At 61.3% G+C, this 15,817-nt stretch carries 16 protein-coding genes, 4 tRNA genes and 2 rRNA genes; 15 read left to right on the top strand and 7 right to left on the bottom strand.

All coding sequences use genetic code 11. The features are described 5' to 3' along the window. The 6 genes from ACJWXQ_RS08350 to ACJWXQ_RS08325 form a co-directional block, all read left to right on the top strand. Positions 1-98 (top strand): 23S ribosomal RNA (locus tag ACJWXQ_RS08350); the annotation flags it as partial. 115 nt (positions 99-213) lie between these two features. Beyond that, positions 214-329 (top strand): 5S ribosomal RNA (rrf, locus tag ACJWXQ_RS08345). A gap of 412 nt (positions 330-741) precedes the next feature. Beyond that, positions 742-1,689, top strand: a complete 948-nt coding sequence (gene ctlX / locus ACJWXQ_RS08340; RefSeq protein WP_346050851.1) for a citrulline utilization hydrolase CtlX — start codon at positions 742-744, stop codon at positions 1,687-1,689. Positions 1,690-1,700: 11 nt separating this feature from the next. After that, positions 1,701-2,171, top strand: coding sequence for a PaaI family thioesterase (locus ACJWXQ_RS08335; protein WP_406672569.1), 471 nt, complete (start codon positions 1,701-1,703; stop codon positions 2,169-2,171). A gap of 191 nt (positions 2,172-2,362) precedes the next feature. Further along, positions 2,363-4,237, top strand: a complete 1,875-nt coding sequence (locus tag ACJWXQ_RS08330; RefSeq protein WP_406672568.1) for a S8 family serine peptidase — start codon at positions 2,363-2,365, stop codon at positions 4,235-4,237. Positions 4,238-4,427: 190 nt separating this feature from the next. Next, positions 4,428-5,261, top strand: a complete 834-nt coding sequence (locus tag ACJWXQ_RS08325; protein ID WP_346050848.1) for a dimethylarginine dimethylaminohydrolase family protein — start codon at positions 4,428-4,430, stop codon at positions 5,259-5,261. A gap of 55 nt (positions 5,262-5,316) precedes the next feature. On the opposite strand, the gene ACJWXQ_RS08320 is transcribed toward ACJWXQ_RS08325, so the two are convergent. The 7 genes from ACJWXQ_RS08320 to ACJWXQ_RS08290 form a co-directional block, all read right to left on the bottom strand. After that, positions 5,317-6,201 carry a diacylglycerol kinase family protein gene (locus ACJWXQ_RS08320; protein ID WP_346050847.1) on the bottom strand — a complete coding sequence of 295 codons (885 nt, stop codon included), beginning with the start codon at positions 6,199-6,201 and terminating at the stop codon, positions 5,317-5,319. Positions 6,202-6,349: 148 nt separating this feature from the next. Further along, entirely contained in the window at positions 6,350-7,285 is a 936-nt protein-coding gene (gene thpD / locus ACJWXQ_RS08315) for an ectoine hydroxylase (RefSeq protein WP_406672567.1), read from the bottom strand. A 101-nt stretch (positions 7,286-7,386) separates the two neighbouring features. After that, entirely contained in the window at positions 7,387-7,779 is a 393-nt protein-coding gene (locus tag ACJWXQ_RS08310) for an ectoine synthase (protein ID WP_346050845.1), read from the bottom strand. A gap of 244 nt (positions 7,780-8,023) precedes the next feature. Beyond that, on the bottom strand, positions 8,024-9,304 hold the full coding sequence (ectB, locus tag ACJWXQ_RS08305; RefSeq protein WP_346050844.1) for a diaminobutyrate--2-oxoglutarate transaminase: 1,281 nt from the start codon (positions 9,302-9,304) through the stop codon (positions 8,024-8,026). A 45-nt stretch (positions 9,305-9,349) separates the two neighbouring features. Beyond that, positions 9,350-9,856, bottom strand: a complete 507-nt coding sequence (gene ectA / locus ACJWXQ_RS08300; RefSeq protein WP_406672566.1) for a diaminobutyrate acetyltransferase — start codon at positions 9,854-9,856, stop codon at positions 9,350-9,352. A gap of 38 nt (positions 9,857-9,894) precedes the next feature. Beyond that, on the bottom strand, positions 9,895-11,109 hold the full coding sequence (locus tag ACJWXQ_RS08295) for an aspartate kinase (protein ID WP_406672565.1): 1,215 nt from the start codon (positions 11,107-11,109) through the stop codon (positions 9,895-9,897). A 114-nt stretch (positions 11,110-11,223) separates the two neighbouring features. After that, the gene (locus ACJWXQ_RS08290) at positions 11,224-11,823 is read right to left on the bottom strand and encodes a MarR family transcriptional regulator (RefSeq protein ID WP_346050841.1); all 600 of its coding nucleotides are present in this window, start codon (positions 11,821-11,823) and stop codon (positions 11,224-11,226) included. Positions 11,824-11,974: 151 nt separating this feature from the next. On the opposite strand from ACJWXQ_RS08290, the gene plsY reads away from it, so the two are divergent. From plsY to ACJWXQ_RS08245, 9 genes are all read left to right on the top strand, one after another. Beyond that, complete coding sequence (plsY, locus tag ACJWXQ_RS08285) at positions 11,975-12,634, top strand: glycerol-3-phosphate 1-O-acyltransferase PlsY (protein WP_346050840.1); 660 nt, start codon at positions 11,975-11,977, stop codon at positions 12,632-12,634. Continuing rightward, a complete protein-coding gene (locus ACJWXQ_RS08280) occupies positions 12,631-13,641 on the top strand; it encodes a biotin--[acetyl-CoA-carboxylase] ligase (RefSeq protein WP_406672564.1) in 1,011 nt (336 codons plus the stop codon). The genes plsY and ACJWXQ_RS08280 overlap by 4 nt, the downstream gene beginning before the upstream one ends. A 1-nt stretch (position 13,642) precedes the next feature. Further along, positions 13,643-14,371 (top strand): type III pantothenate kinase, encoded by a 729-nt coding sequence (locus ACJWXQ_RS08275; RefSeq protein WP_346050838.1) that lies wholly within the window; start codon positions 13,643-13,645, stop codon positions 14,369-14,371. Beyond that, positions 14,359-15,039, top strand: a complete 681-nt coding sequence (locus ACJWXQ_RS08270; RefSeq protein ID WP_346050837.1) for a hypothetical protein — start codon at positions 14,359-14,361, stop codon at positions 15,037-15,039. The genes ACJWXQ_RS08275 and ACJWXQ_RS08270 overlap by 13 nt, the downstream gene beginning before the upstream one ends. Positions 15,040-15,079: 40 nt before the next feature. Continuing rightward, a tRNA-Thr gene (locus tag ACJWXQ_RS08265) sits at positions 15,080-15,155 on the top strand. A 55-nt stretch (positions 15,156-15,210) separates the two neighbouring features. Next, a tRNA-Tyr gene (locus ACJWXQ_RS08260) sits at positions 15,211-15,295 on the top strand. Positions 15,296-15,384: 89 nt separating this feature from the next. Beyond that, positions 15,385-15,458 (top strand) — tRNA-Gly (locus ACJWXQ_RS08255). A gap of 29 nt (positions 15,459-15,487) precedes the next feature. Then, a tRNA-Thr gene (locus ACJWXQ_RS08250) sits at positions 15,488-15,562 on the top strand. Positions 15,563-15,695: 133 nt separating this feature from the next. Continuing rightward, positions 15,696-15,817: GTP-binding protein (locus ACJWXQ_RS08245; protein WP_406672570.1), on the top strand; the 122-nt coding region annotated here is incomplete at its 3' end.

Here is a 15,817-nt window from a genome sequence, read left to right as displayed (position 1 = left end):
TGAAGGGCCGTTGGAGACTACAACGTTGATAGGCTGGGTGTGGAAGGTCAGTAATGGCTGAAGCTAACCAGTACTAATTGCCCGTGAGGCTTGACCATATAACACTCAAGCAACTTGAGTGTGCGACTAAGGCTGTATTGCTGCATCGCGCCAAGACGATCTTTCGAATTCCCAAGCCCTGTCCTCAGGACAGGCTTGCCGTGAGCCAGTTCGCCTGGCGGCCATAGCGAGTGTGAACCACCCGATCCCATGCCGAACTCGGAAGTGAAACCGCTCAGCGCCGATGGTAGTGTGGGGTTTCCCCATGCGAGAGTAGGTCACCGCCAGGCTTTATATCCCAACCCCAAGGTCGATTCCGGCCTTGGGGTTTTTTTGTTTCGCATGGGGAAACCCCACGCCTTTTCATGGACGACCCTGAGCTCAGCCGTGCCCGGTAGCCGTCCCTGGCCCGCAGTCCGGCCCGGCCGTCCTGGCCGGGCGCTCACGTCGGCTGCGAAATGCCACCGGCATTTCGGTCCTTGTTCGCCCCCATGCTCGTGTAGGTCACCGCCAGGCTTTATATCCCAACCCCAAGGTCGATTTCGGCCTTGGGCTTTTTTATTTGGCATGGGGAAACCCCACCCCTTATCAACTCACCAAGCATTCCTAGGCGTTTCCCGGACTCAAGACGTTCTGCCCGCTTAGCGTAGGCTTCACTATGGGGTAGAATCTGCGCTGAAATCACAACTTTCGGAAAGGCCCATGTCCATTCAGCAGCAATGCACCGATTCGGTGATCATGATCCGTCCGGTCAGCTTCACTTCCAACCCCGAGACGGCGGTCAGCAATACCTTCCAGGCTAATATCGATGCCTCGGAGGAAGAGGCCGTTCGGAATCAGGCGCAGGTCGAGTTCGACGGGCTCGTTGCCGCGCTGGAAAGAGCCGGTGTCGAGGTTACCGTGTTTGACGACACGCCGGATCCGGTCACACCCGATGCCCTGTTTCCAAACAATTGGCTCAGTACCCATGCCGATGGTGACGTCGTTCTGTATCCCATGGAAGCGCCGAGCAGGCGGGCCGAGCGTCGCGACGACGTCATCGACTCTCTGGAAACTAAGCACGGTCGACAGATCCAGGCACGGCATGACCTTAGCCCCAGTGAAGGGAAGGATCGTTTTCTGGAAGGTACCGGCAGCCTGGTGCTGGATAGGGTAAATCGCATTGCCTATGCCTGCCTGTCCAACCGAACCCACCCCGCCTTGTTTCATGACTGGTGTGAGCGCTTCGATTTCCAGCCGGAAGCCTTTACCGCCATGAGTCACGGCAAGGAGATCTACCACACCAATGTCATGATGTGTGTGGGCCAAAGTTTCGCGGTCGTCTGTGAGGAGTCTATCGTTGACGAACAGGAGCGCTTGCGGGTGCGGGGACGTCTGGAGCGCACCGGCCACGAGGTCGTTGCCATTAGTCTTGCTCAGATGAACGCCTTTGCCGGCAACATGCTTCAGCTGCGCAGCAAGGATGGAAAGGCCCTGCTCGCAATGTCTTCCCAGGCCAAGAACAGCCTGACTGACGACCAATTGGAACGTCTCGAGCAGCACGTCACAATCGTTAGTGCCGATATTTCGACCATCGAGAAATATGCCGGCGGCAGTGTCCGCTGCATGCTCGCGGAGAATTTTCTGCCGCGCAGTTCTGCGGATCAGTAATGAGGTCAACAATGCAAGCAACGGATCTTTGCCTACAGGAACGCTACGCTCCACACAATGCTTGTTATGGCTGCGGACCCGCCAATGACAAGGGCCTCCATGTTCGATCCTTTCCAGACGGGGACCAGGTAGTCGCGGAGTGGACGCCGGAAGCGCACCATGGGGCGTTCCCGGGCGTGCTCAATGGCGGAATCATCGGTTCCATTCTGGATTGCCATTGCAACTGGACGGCCGCCTGGCATCTGATGACCCAACGGGGCGAAGACCATCCGCCCTGTACCGTCACCATGGATTATCAGATCCGCTTAAAGCGCCCGACTCCAACCGACGGGCCCTTGAGGCTGGTCGCGCGCGTTGTCGAGACCGACGGTGATGTGGTCACTGTGGAAGGCCAGCTCTATGCTGGCGACAAGCTTTGCGATACCTGCCACGGCCGGTTCATGGCTGTGAAGCCTGGTCACCCCGCCTATCACCGCTGGTGAGTCGCCTCCCAATTTACGCTGTGTAAGCCGCCAGCCGTTGGTCGGAATCCTTCTGAATTCTCTCCTGCTCAGAGGAAAGTGTGAACTGGTTCACGGTTTTTCACCTAAAAGCCGACTAGATTCTTTCAATCGCCCGTATGTGGCGTACTTATCGGGGGGGTCCGATATACGCTTTGAGCGGGAGGTTTTCCGTGTCTCTTATTCGCAACAGCAGTGCTGGTGCCCTGGCTGCGGCCGTCCTGACGGGTGCCATGAGTGTTTCAGCCGTGGCGGACAGCAAGGAGCGGGTCTGGGTTGTCTTTGATCAAGGCCATAAGGGCAGCGTGCAACGTGCGCTGAATGCCCAGGGCGGTGAAGTCCATTACCAATTTGACGAACTGAATGCCTTCGCCGTCAGTCTGCCCACCCAGGCCATCAACGGCCTGCGCAATAACCCTCACGTGGCCTATGTAGAGAAGGATCCTCGCCGTGAGCTGATGTCCAGTCAGGTCAGCCCCTATGGCATCGGTATGGTCCAGGCCGATCAGGTCTCCGACGGTGCTGCCAGCGAAATGACCGTCTGTGTCATCGACTCCGGCTACGACCTCAATCATGAAGACCTACCTTCGGGTGGCAATGTTACCGGCACAAATGACTCCGGCACCGGTAATTGGTACCAGGACGGATCCGGTCACGGCACCCATGTGGCCGGTACTATTGCCGCCCTGAACAACGATGTGGGCGTGGTGGGCGTCCTGCCTTCCGGCAATCTGAATCTCCATATCGTCAAGGTCTTCAATGACAGCGGTTCCTGGGGTTATTCCTCGGATCTGGTTCACGCCCTGAACGTCTGTGAAGACGCTGGTTCAAATGTTGTAAACATGAGTCTGGGCGGCAGCTTCTCAAGTAACTCCGAGGCTAACGCCTTTGCCGCCGCCCATGATCGTGGTGTGCTGTCCATCGCCGCTGCGGGCAACGATGGCAACACCCGCAAGAGCTATCCGGCTTCCTACGATGCCGTGGTCTCGGTGGCCGCCATCGACGAGAACATGGAGCTCGCCAGCTTCTCCCAGCGCAATGATCAGGTCGAACTGTCCGCGCCGGGTGTGGCAGTCCGTTCCACCGTCCCCATGGGTTCCGGCAATGAGGAAACCTTCACCCTTTCCGGTGATGCTTTTTCCGCTGTCGCGATGGATGGTTCGCCCGACGCCCAGGGCCAGGGTGAATTGATGGATTGTGGCTTGGGCACCTCTACCTGTGATGCCCAGGGCCAGGTCTGTCTCATCGAGCGTGGCCAGATCAGTTTTGCCGACAAGGTCCAGGCTTGCGAGGCTGGCGGTGGCGTCGGCGCGGTGATCTACAACAACGAATCCGGCGCCCTCCAGGGCACCCTGGGTGATGTGGCGACCGGCATACCCTCCGTGGGAATCAGCCAGGCTGATGGTCAGGAAGCACTGACCCGTCTGGGTGAAACCGGATTCGTGGCCACCGGTGTGGGCAACTACGCCAGCTGGAATGGCACCTCCATGGCCAGCCCCCATGTGGCGGGTGTGGCAGCCCTGGTCTGGAGCCATCACCTGAGCTGCAGCAACCAGGAAATCCGTGACGCCCTTGCCGCCACCGCCCTGGACCTGGGCAGCGCCGGCCGTAACAACGAATTCGGTTACGGTCTTGTTCAGGCCCGCGATGCCGTCGATTACCTTTCCAGCAATGGCTGTGCCGGTGGTGGTGATGACGGCGGTGACGATGGCAATGGTGGCGACGACGGCAACGGCGGTGATGACGACGATGGCGATGACGGCGACAATGGTGGTGATGATGGTGACAGTGATGACGGCGATGCCGATTCCATCGAACTGATTGCCGTCGGCTACAAGGTGCAGGGTCGTCACCGTGCCGACCTGAACTGGACCGGCGCCAGCTCCAGCATGGTTGAGGTGCTGCGCAATGCCGGTGTCGAGGCCACCGTCGAGAACACCGGCGAATGGACCTGGACCAGTAATATTCGTGGCGGAGCCTGCCATGATTTCCAGGTCTGCGACACGGATTCAGGCGAATGCTCCCAGGTGGTGACGGTCTGCCCCTAAGCCAGTCCGAGTCTGTGCTGAACCGAAACGGCCCGCATTGCGGGCCGTTTCTTTATCACTTACCGGGTCCGCCACCGTGGTGGTCTTGCAGCCATTCACCTTAAACTACCTCCGCAAATCGGGTAGAATCCCGACTTTGCGCCGGCCTCTGGGCGGTAACCACAGATAACACCAATACGGAATGACCGTCATGTCCACATCCACTCGCATTCTCATGTGTCCGCCTGACCATTTCCACGTCAATTACGCTATCAATCCCTGGATGAAGGGCAACCAGGACCAGGTTTCCCAGGAGAAGGCGATGTCCCAGTGGCAGGCTTTGAGGGCATTGGTGGCGCGTTTTGCCGAAGTGGTCGAGATTGAGCCCCAGGAAGGGGTGCCGGATATGGTGTTCACCGCCAACGCCGGCACGGTTGCCGGGAAGCGGGCCGTGGTTTCCAGCTTCGCCCACAAGGAGCGCCAGCCGGAGGAGCGGCATTTCGCCCAGTTTTTCCGCAAGATTGGCTATGAGGTGGGTGAGCTGCCAGAGGGTGTGCGTTATGAGGGTGCAGGTGATTCCCTGTTTGACCGGGGTGGTGAGTGGCTCTGGGCCGGTTCCGGCTTCCGCACCGATCGCGAGGCACATGAGTTCGTGGCCGATTTTCTGGGGGTCGACGTCCTGAGCCTGACCCTGGTTGATGAGCGCTTCTATCACATCGACACCTGTTTCTGCCCCCTCGCCGGCGGATGGCTGCTTTACTATCCTCAAGCCTATGATGTCGCCTCCAATGAGTTAATCGAATCGCGGGTGCCGGCTGAGCGCCGAATCCGGGTGACCGAGGAAGAAGCGGCGGAATTTTCCTGTAACGCCATCAATATTGGCGAGAATGTAATCATGCATGACTGTTCCGACCGCCTGCGTTCAGAGCTGGAGCGAGCTGGCTTTACGGTGCATACCACCTCCCTGAGCGAGTTCCTCAAGGCGGGGGGGTCGGCCAAGTGTCTGAGCCTGAAGCTGGATGAGCCCGAGGCCATCGCAAAATGAAGCACTGAGTCACTGCATGGCGCAGCGATAAAAGAACCAGGGACGGCTCGGCCGATTAGCTAAAGAACGTCAGCGCCCCCGGAAGCACGCCAATTTCAAGGCGACGGGCCTGACGGTAGATTACCTCACCATCGGCGTGGACGCGGCAGGGCGCATCCAAATGGATGCTTGCCCGCCGGGTCAGGAAGCGTTGGTAGCCTTCGATTTCTTCTACACGGCCTTCAGTGACCAGGGGAGCCAGGGCCATGATCTGGCGCCGACTGAGCGACGGCGTAATGATCAGGTCCAGTTGCCCGTCCTCGATATTTGCATGAGGGGCCAGATTGAATCGTCCGCCCTCGTAGCAGCCATTGGCGATTACCATCAAGGTCACTTCCTGCTCCAGATTGCCCCCGTCATGCCTGACCGAGACTCGAGGGCGCCGTTTCCGCAGCAGCGACTGAGCAAGGGCAGCAACATAGGCCGTGTCACCGGGCAGCCAACGGCGGCGGGATGCAATATCCGCGATATCCGCGTCCAGACCGATTCCCAGGGTATTGGCAAAGAAGATGTCGTTGCACTGGCCCATGTCGACTCGGCGTTTTGTGCCCAGCATCAGCCGGTCGCAGGCGTCCGCCCATTCACGGGGTAGCCCAAGGCTCTTCGCGAAGTCATTACCGCGCCCCACGGGAATCAGTGCCAGGTCCGGCAAAGGGCCCTCGCTTTGTAAGCAACCATTGATGACTTCGAACAGGGTGCCGTCGCCACCCGCTGTCGCCAATAGCCTGCTGCCGGACTCAACCACCTCCCTGGCCAGCTCAATGCCGTGGCCCGGGCTTTCTGTCAGGTGCCAGCGGGGCTCGAAGTCGAGGCTTCGAAGGTGCGTGTCAATGGAATCTCGAAATTTGCCGGCTCTCCCGCCCCCTGCCGCGGGATTAAGAATGATATCAACGAGGCTCACACCGTCCCCCTTTCTTCGCAGCGCCTGATCATTTGTCCCATACAGCGGGCGCAAATGAATTGATCAGAGGTTCCTTAGTCTACCTTGTTTACTGGCGTTTGGCAGGGGCGTGAACCAGGCCTTTCGCCGGTTCACGCCGGTGGCGGGATCACAGGTGGCGCAGGGCCCGGGTGTGGTCACGTTCCGCCAGCCATTGGGGACGATGCCTGGGCGCGGCGTAGGGCGCCTGGAGGCGATTTTCCATGCTATTGAAGACAAAGAAGGCGTTGCTCCGCGGCAGAGGGGTGATGTTGCCGTTGGAGCCGTGCATGGTATTGCATTCAAAGAACAGCACCGAGCCCGCCGGCCCCTCCGGAACATGGATGCCGCCCTGCTGAACCAGCCAGCTCAAGCTCTCCTGGTCCGGTACGCCCACTTCCTGGGCTTTGAGAGAGCTGAGATGATTGTCCTCCGGGGTCTCGCCCACACAGCTGATGAAATGCCGATGGGAGCCGGGGATCAGCATCAGGGCCCCGTTAAAGGCCTTGTTGTCGGTCAGCAGAATCGAGCAGCTGACCGCCCGCATCCGCGGCATACCGTCCTCGGCGTGCCAGGTCTCGAAATCCGAGTGCCAGTAGAACTCCTTGCCGGTGAAGCCCGGCTTGTAGTTGACCCGGCTCTGATGGACATAGACATCCGAGCCCAGCAGTTGTTGGGCCACATCCAGCACGCGCGGGTCCCGGCACAGCCGCCCGAAGAGGTCGTCATTGCGATGGATTGAAAAGATCGAGCGGATGGACTCGCTGCCCGGCTCAGTGATGACCTCGGGACGCTTGCTGTTGTCGGCACGAGCGTCGAGGCGGCGAAGTTCCCGCCGGTACATTTCCACTTCGCTCTCCGAGAACAGCCCGGTGAGAAAGAGGAAGCCGTCCCTTTCGTACCGGCTCAGTTCCTGCTGGCCGAGAGGGCCATCGTCGATGTCGCCGTAAACAATTGGGTCCTTGCGGGGGATGATGCGTGCTTCGTCCTGGACCCGGGTGGGATAGATGTCAGAGTGTGTGCCGGTTTGCCGTGTTTCATGCAATTCCCGCACGGTTACTGCCATAACAGACCTCCTTTATGCTTGTCGTTGGTTGGTTACCTCTCTGTGTTAAGTTCATGGCCCGGGCGGCAAATCGCCCCCCGGGTCCTGGAAATGCCTCGGGATCAGTCTTCGTCTACCGGATAAACCCCGTGCTCGTCATGGACCTCACGTCCGCTGATGGGCGGATTGAAGACACAGACCATGCGCATATGGGTGCCCTTGTTGGCCCGAAGATAGTGCTCATCGTTCTTGTCCAGGATGTAGATCTCGCCCGCCTTGACGGGCCATATCTTGCCGTCCGCGATGGTCTCGACTTCACCCTCGCCCTCGGTCAGATAGACCGATTCCAGATGGTTCTTGTAGTGAATGTGGGTTTCGGTGCCTTCCTTGATGATGGTGTCATGGACGGAATAGCCCATGCCGTCATCCTTCAGGACCAGACGGCGGCTGACCCAGTTGCCGCCATCCACTTCGCGGTCGGTACCGATGATGTCATCCAGTTTTCTCACAATCATTGTCATGGCTCCCAAATATGCCGGTGAGTGGTCGTGTCGGGCGCACAGGGCCCTGCTTGCCTGCCGTTCATGATACGCAGGGCGGCCCTGGAGTCCGTACTAATGGCTGGCCGGTCTTGTTCCTTGCTGTGCCAGCCGGGTGCTGCTTGCGGATGGCTTGTGAGCTATCCAGAGTGCGGGGACGGCTGGGCCGCCCCCGCGACCACGCGCATCGCTTTCAAGCTGGGGATGCGTTGCGGTTATTTCAAGCGGCGTTCTGCTCGGCCAGTTTCTTGCTGACGGTCTCGGCGACCTTGTCGAGGATGTCCAGGCCCTTGACCAGGTCCGCTTCCTCGATGACCAGCGGGGCGAGGAACTTGACCACGTTATCGTCGATCCCGGCACCCTCGATCACCAGTCCGTGCTTGAAGGCCTCTTCCGAGAACATGTCGGCCAGGCCCTTGTGCTCGGAGGCCAGGCCCCAGATGAAGCCGCGACCGCGGACACGGGCCTTGAGGGCCGGATGGCGGTCGGCAATGGCCTGGAAGCGCTCCCTCACGATTTCGCCCTTGCGCCGCACCTCGCGGGTCAGGGCGTCATCCTGCCAGAATTCCTTCAACGCCGCGGTGGCGGTGATGAAGGCCAGGTTGTGACCGCGGAAGGTGCCGTTGTGCTCGCCCGGACCCCAGATGTCATGCTCGGGCTTGAGCAGGATTACTGCGAAGGGCAGGCCGTAGGCGGACAGGGACTTGGACAGGCAGACCATGTCCGGGTCCAGATCCCATTCCTCGAAGCTGAAGAAGGTGCCGGTGCGACCGCAACCCACCTGGATGTCGTCGATGATCAGCAGGATGCCATGCTTCTTGCAGATTCGGCCCAGACGCTCCATCCATTCGCGACTGGCCACGTTGACCCCACCTTCGGCCTGCACGGTCTCGACGATCACGCCGGCCGGCATTTCCACGCCACTGCCCCGGTCTTCCAGCACATGCTCGAAGTAATCCAGGGTGTCGACACCCTCGCCCATGTAGCCGTCAAAGGGCATGGGCGTGGCATTGCTCAACGGCTGGGCGGCGCTGTGGCGCTTGCCCTCGTTGCCGGTCACCGCCAGGGAGCCGACCGTCATGCCGTGAAAGGCATTGGTGAAAAAGGCCATGTTGGTCCGGCCGGTCACCTTGCGGGCCAGTTTCATGGCCGCCTCGGTGGCGTTGGTGCCGGTCGGGCCCGGGAACTGGACCTTGTAGTTCATCTTGCGCGGTTCCAGGATGACCTGATTGAAGGTTTCCAGGAAACGCTCCTTGGGGGCGCTGTACATGTCCAGGCTGTGGGTGATGCCGCCGCGTTCCACATACTCCAGCAGCGGCTTGCGCAGTGCCGGGTGGTTATGTCCGTAGTTGAGCACGCCGGCACCGGCGAAGAAGTCCAGGTACTTCTCGCCCTCGGTGTCGGTCAGCCAGGCGCCCTCGGACGTGTCCCAGGTCTTGGTGAAGGTCCGGCAATAGCCGCGCACTTCGGATTCATATTTGTCGATGGTCTTGTTGCTCATTGGTCCTCCGGTCAAAAGAATCTGGAATTCGTTTCAAAAAACAGTTCAGGCTTCCGGCCATTCGATCGGGCCGACCCGGTACAGGTGTTCGCTCTCGTGAGGCTCCGGGAAGAACTCGCTGGGGAAGAAGGGCATCTTGCGGCATTGGGTGCCGGACCTCTTGGCAAAGCCCCGGAACAGATTCTGTGAGGGTTTGTTGCTCGGCGTCACGCTGGCTTCCAGATAGCGCACATTTCGGCATGCCGGCAGTGCCATCAGATGGCGGAGCAGGCGCATGCCCACCCCTTTGCCACGCACTTTCTTGCTGACACCCACCTGCCAGACGAAGATGGTGTCTTCCTGTCTGGGCGGGATATAAGCCAGTACGAAACCCACCATCTCGCCATCCCGCTCAGCCACCAGGCAGGTATCGCCGAAGTGTTGGCACATCAGGATATAAGCGTAGGAGGGGTTCTGTTCCAGCACCCCGGCTTCCGCCACGAACCTCCACATCACGCCCCCATCGGCGGCGGTGGCGGCGCGGTAAATAATGTCACCAGTCTGCTCAGACACGTTGTTGTCCTTACTGTCTATGGTTGTCGCGGTCTTGCTCATGCCACCTCCCGAGCCTGCTTGGCATCATCAAGAAAGACTGCATGCAGGGCTCGCATGGCATCGCCCACCTGGGCGGCTTCGACCAGGCAGGTCAGGGAATGCTCGCGGGTGAAACTGATCCGGACACCGACTCCGGCTCGTTCCAGCGCCGCTTCGGCCTTGCGAAGGATGTCCGGGTCCTCCCCGGTGTGCAGGCCGACTGCTGAAACCGAGCCCAGATCCGTGCTGACCGAGATTCGGTCGTCAAACTGGTCGCGTAAGCCATCAGCGAAAATATCCAGATTGGCAATATCTTCAGTCGCGATCAGCATATCGCGGCGCTCACCATCATCGCCGGTGTCGTCCACGAAAATGTCATTCTTCTCAATAGCCTTCAGCACCTTGTCGCCCAGGCCAGCGACCCGGTCCTTGCCCCGCAGGGAGACCCAGATCAACTCCTTGTGGCAAGCAACACCCAGGACCTTGGCCTCGTCGCCGGCCTCCCGCTCGTGGATGATGGTGCCGGGGGCATCGTTGAAGGTGCAGCGAGCACGGACCTCCACGTCACGGCGCCAGGCATATTCCACCGCCCGTGGGTTGAGAACCGAGGCCCCGTGGTGGGCCAGTTCGGTCATCTCGACATAGCTGATTTCGGGCATGGGACGGGCGGTCTCAACAATGCGCGGGTCGGCTGTGTAGACGCCGTCCACATCGGAGTAGATCTCACAGCGATCGGCATTGACGCCTGCGGCCACCGCCACCGCCGTGGTGTCGGAACCGCCACGACCAAGGGTCGTAACCTCGCCACGACTGTTCATGCCCTGATAACCGGCAACGACCACAATCCGGCCACGTTCCAGTTCACGCTCCACCCGTCCAGCCTTGACGTCGGTAATCCGGGCATTGAAGTGGTTGTCGGTGGTACGGATGCCGCTTTGGGGGCCGGTGAGGGAGATGCAGTCCTCGCCCAGCTCCTGGATGGCCATGCTCAGCAGGGACATGGAAATGCGCTCGCCACAGGCAAGCAGCATATCCAGTTCCCTGCGGGACGGATCCTTGGCCAGATCCCGGGCCATGTTGAGGAGGTTGTTGGTGGTCTTGCCCATGGCCGACACGACCGCCACCACCTGATGCCCGGCGCGGCGGGTTTCCACGATACGCTGGGCAACGTGGCGCATCTTGTCCTCGTCGGCAACCGAGGAACCCCCAAATTTTTGAACGATGAGGCTCATCGCAGCTCTCCTGCGTCAAGTGTTATTTCAATCTGGAATGATTTGCTCAAGGCAGCCGCACTCTCCCGCTGACCCCGGCATGCTCTAGCCTGCCGGTTCGGGTGCTGGTCCTGCTTAGCGGCTACCGTTGATTCCTTCATGGCTGCTGTCGTCTTCGATACTGGAAGCTGTGCCGGGCGCCTGATCAAGGCGTCTCGAGGCCGTCTCCGGCGTCTCGTTACCGGTTGGCCAGCTGGCCAGAACGGGTGCGGCATCAATCTCTTCCGCTTCCATCATGGTCACGATGCGCTGCAAGACGCGGTCAATCTCAGCCTGGCGGGCTTCCGGCAGTTCCGCCAGACGTTGAATGAAGCGCTCCTGGAGGGGGAGAGGTGTGCGATCAACCAGCTCCATGCCGGCCTTGGTCAAGGCCACCAGCACCTGGCGCTTGTCCTCCGCGCGGCGCTTGCGGGTCAGATAGCCCCGGCGCTCCAGGCGGTCCAGGATGCCGCTGATCGTCGCCGGGCTCAGTGAGACCGCACGTGCCAATTGGCCCGGCGTCAGCTCACCGTGCTGCTTGAGCTGTCGCAAGCAAATCAGTTGGGGGCCGGTGAGACTGTGGCGCATCGATAGCTGGCGGCTATAGAAATCCACCGCCCGTATGATCCGCCGCAGGGCGCGGAGGATGCGCTCGTCGTAACGGGAAGTGCTGTCAAAATCTGGCGTCGCTTGCAAGATGGTTTGCCTGCTAAAAATTTTGTGTGCGAAATATTATAGACCGAAATATTTCGGCTGTAAAATATTGCCCTGGTCGGCGCCGTGGCGGAGGCGGCCCCCGGGGCGGTAAACTGCAGCTTCCCTCATTTGGTGATCGCAGGAGATATTGATGCTGGAACTGGGGCTTATTGTATTGGCCGCCTACCTTGTGGGCTCGGTGATGGGGGGCTTGATCCTGCGCCCGCTGATTGGTGGGGCGGATATCCGTCGCGAGGGCAGCGGCAATGCCGGTGCCACCAATGCCCTGCGGACGCGGGGCAAGGGTTTTGCCGCGGCGGTAGCCGTGATCGATGTTCTCAAGGGTGTGGCCGCGGTGGCCTTGATTCCCCAGCTCAGCCTGCTCACGGAAACTGCCCAGGCCCTGGATCCGGAATGGCTCATGGCGCTGTGCGGGGTGGCAGTGGTTTTCGGTCACGTCTGGCCGCTCTGGCATGGCTTTCGTGGTGGAAAGGGCGCCGCCACCCTGGTCGGTGTGATGATCGTGATTGCGCCGATGGCGCTCTTGCCCATTCTGGCGGTTTGGCTGCTGGTTCTGGTGTTTTCCGGCTATGTGGGTCTTGCCACGGTTCTTGCCGCTGCCGTGGGCCCGGTTTACATGCTCGCCATCGGGGAGCCCCTGACCGGCATGCTGGTGACCTTCACCGGGGTGATGTTCATCACCATTGTTTACACCCATCGCAGCAATCTGAAACGTCTGGCAAGGGGCGAAGAGGCGCGCTTCGAGAAGGCCATGCTATTCCGCCGCCGGCACGGGAGCGGTGAGGGATGAGTGAGGCGGCCGATCCAAGCGCCTCCCGAGTCCGACCCGGCGATGAGCTGCGCCATCGGATTCTGGTTGCCCTGGCGGACGGCGAATTCCATTCCGGTGAAGCCCTGGCCGGTGCGCTGGGCGTTTCGCGGGCGGCCGTTTGGAAGCACCTGGAGGCACTTGCTGAAGCCGGGCTCGGTCTGGACCGTCAGCGGGGGCGGGGTTATCGCCTCACCCATCCGGTAGAATTGTTTGACGCCGACGCCATTCGTGCGGCCATGGGTTCGCCGTGGAATAGGCAATTGCAGCTTCACCTGCCTGCCGCCGTCGCCTCTACCAACCAGTTTCTGGCCGATCTGCCCGCAGATGCCAGGCCCCAGGCCTGTCTGGCCGAAGGCCAGGCGGCCGGGCGTGGTCGGCGTGGGCGCCAGTGGCTGAGTGCCTATGGCGCCGGTATTCCCCTCTCACTTGCCTGGCATTTTCCCGTGCTAAGCGCCGGCGTTTCGGCTCTTGCCCCTGCCATCGCCGTGTCCCTGGCAGGGGCCCTTGAGGCGTTGGGGGCCAGGGGGCTGCGTTTGAAGTGGCCCAATGATCTGCTCTGCGAGCAGGGCAAGTTGGCCGGCATCCTGATTGAGTTGCGCGGCGCGCCCGAGGGGCCCTGTGATGTGATCATTGGAGTCGGTATCAATTGGGCCCTGCCAAACGAGCCGGTGGACCAGGCGGCCGCCGACCTGTCGGCGGTGATGGCGCGCCCCTCCCGCAACCATCTTGCTGGCATGGTACTCGGAAGGCTCTGTGATGATCTGGGCCGCTACGCTGAGCAGGGATTTGCCCCGTTCGCCGATGCCTGGGCCGAGCGCGATGCGCTGGCCGGTCGTTCGGTGACTCTCGATCTGGGCACGCGACAGGTGGCGGGTTGTGCCCAGGGGCTGGATGAGGCCGCGGCGCTGTGTTTGCGGGAAGCCGATGGTTCCCTCAGCCGCTGGCAGGTGGGGGAAGTCAGTCTGCGGCCGGCCAGATCGAACTGACATGATTCTCTTGTTGGACAGTGGCAATAGTCGGCTCAAGTGGGCGCTTGCCGACTCCGACGGGCGGCTTCGCGAGCACGGGGTTCATGAGGGTGGTTCTCTGCCCGCAGTTCTGGAGCGCGACGACATCAAGGCAGTGCGCCTGGCTTCGGTCCGGGAGGCAGACTACACGGCCCGCCTTGAGCGGGCAGTTCGGGCGCGGGGCTGGCCCGTGACCCGTCTGCGAACTCCGGTCGGTCAGGAAGGCCTGGTCAACGCCTACCCTGAGCCCGATCGCTTGGGCGTGGATCGCTGGTTGGCGATGCTGGCTGCCTGGCGGCGAGAGCGGGCGGGCTTCGTGGTGGTGGATGTGGGTACTGCGGTGACCATCGACCTGGTGGCAGACGACGGACACCACCTTGGCGGTGCCATTCTCGCCGGCGAGGCCTTAAGCCTTGAAGCCTTGGTAGGCCGTGCCAGTGGCATTCGCCCGCGGCCAGGCGACGGCGGGCCGGGTTTCCCTGCCGCGGATACCGGTGCAGCCGTAGCTGCCGGTGTGCGCCTGGCCGTCTGTGGCGGGGTCGAGCGAGCCCTGCGGCTAGCCCGGCAAGCCGATGTTGCGGGGCCCCTCTATCTGACCGGCGGTGGTGCCGAGCCTGTTTGCGAGGCGCTATCGGACGAGCGTCCCCGATTGGTGCCCGATCTGGTTTTGGAAGGCATGCTGGAGGAGGCGCCTAGATGCTTCGGCTGATTTTTCTGCTGCTGCTGGCGCTCAACCTGGTCGTTCTGGCCTGGCAGGCCTGGCATGCCCCCGACCCAGCGGAAGAGCTGGTACGAATTGAGCCCAATGAGCGTTATCAGCTGGCTGTGGCCGAGCCCGATCTACCGGAGTCTGACCTGCAGCCGAGGGAGCCGGCCGAGCCCCAGTGGCGACCAGGCGGTTGCGTGCAATTGGGTGGCGTGGATGGCGAGGAAGCCTTGCGGGCATTCAAGCGGCTCCGCCCCGAGCTTTCCGCGCATTTGCTCGAGATTCCCGAGTCAGTGGTCTTCGCCTGGTGGGTGATTATTCCGCCTGACGGGATCACAGATGCCGATGAAACCCTGGCGGCCCTGGAGGCGGCGGGCGCTGGCGATTATTTCCTGATTCGCAGCGGTGAAGGTGAGGGCGGTATATCCCTGGGGCTGTTCAGCACCCCCGAGCGCGCCGAGCTTCGTCGGGACCGACTTCAGGAGCGCGGATTCAGTCCGGATATCCGTGAGCGCGAACGCCAGGAGCCCCGTTACTGGTTGTTGATGCCTGAGGGGCGGCTCGCCCCCGAGGTCTGGCAGGCGGACCATCCGGAATGGCGCCTGCGCCCTGCGCTGTGCCCCGGCGCCGAGGGGGAGCTTGTGGATATCCGCCGCAACCCGCTAGAATAGCGCCCCTTTCCTCGACGGCTCTGGTGGTCGAGGGAACCAGGCTGGCGTAGCTCAGTTGGTAGAGCAGCTGATTTGTAATCAGCAGGTCGCGGGTTCGACTCCTGTCGCCAGCTCCAGCTTTCTCTTGACAGTGTGCGAGGGGATGGGCGAAAATCCCCGGCTTACGCTTGCGGAGGGGTACCCAAGCGGCCAACGGGGGCAGACTGTAAATCTGCTGGCTTTGCCTTCGGAGGTTCGAATCCTCCCCCCTCCACCAGATACAGCAACGCCACCGGCGGGCATACGCCCTTCGGTGGCGTCTGCCGCTCAGGGATAAGGTCCCGGCGGCGCGATCTGAAGATCGCAGCGGGTGTAGTTCAATGGTAGAACCTCAGCCTTCCAAGCTGATGATGTGGGTTCGATTCCCATCACCCGCTCCAGGTACGACGCCCCGAGGGGCAGTGAGTGCGCCCATATAGCTCAGTGGTAGAGCACTCCCTTGGTAAGGGAGAGGTCGGCGGTTCAAATCCGCCTATGGGCTCCATAGTCTGATTCGCGCATGGTTTTGCGGATCATTGGTGGGCGCCGCTTTGGCGGTGTCTTGGCAGGGTCGCTCCGGTAATGGTCGGTAGTGACCGGGGTTTTGGTTAACAGCTTCGTTTCCGGGAGTCGCCAGAATGTCCAAGGAAAAGTTTGAAAGAACAAAGCCGCACGTGAACGTAGGAACGATTGGTCACGTTGACCACGGCAAGACGACGCTGACGGCTGCGCTGACGAAGGTTGCGGGCGAGGCCAGCGG

The sequence above is a fragment of the Natronospira sp. genome (assembly GCF_007134575.1).
Taxonomy (GTDB): Bacteria; Pseudomonadota; Gammaproteobacteria; order Natronospirales; family Natronospiraceae; genus Natronospira; species Natronospira elongata.
Note: the sequence above shows the minus strand (reverse complement) of the source record. Positions and strands in the feature narration are given on the sequence as shown.